At 43.9% G+C, this 458-nt stretch carries 1 pseudogene; it reads right to left on the minus strand.

The features are described 5' to 3' along the window. Positions 1–458: pseudogene (locus tag C1E99_RS14610) on the minus strand (hypothetical protein); the annotation flags it as partial.

Consider the following 458-nt stretch of genomic DNA (forward strand, 5'->3'; position numbering starts at 1 on the left):
CCATTGAGGGTTTCTGTGAATTTCACTGAACCATCTGTCGTATCCACAAACTTCACACTACCCGTTTGTGATGCTTTCACATACGGAATCTTCGTATCTGTTGTTGGATCACCCGGAACTGGTGGTGCTTTATAACCCTTAGTTGGATCGTCTCGATCTACTGGTTCTAATGGAGTTGTTCCATCTGGTCCTACTGGGACATAGCCTGGAATATATGGAATTGTTGGAACTTCTGTACCTGGTTTAGTTGGATCATTTGGATCGTTAGGGTAAACCGTTGATGGTACTTCAATTGTTCCAGTTGGTGGTTTCGGAATCCATGAACCGAGTTTCACATAAGTGACAACTTCTGTGATGTTTCCTGTCGTTTCTGTCGCAGCGACATTGGCAACAGTTGAATCAAGTTCTACCTTAGTACCGTTGTTGGTTGCTTCTTTTGCGATGTAACCCCCAACTGT

Origin of the sequence: Streptococcus suis, assembly GCF_002964045.1 — a bacterium.
Lineage (GTDB): Bacteria > Bacillota > Bacilli > Lactobacillales > Streptococcaceae > Streptococcus > Streptococcus suis_U.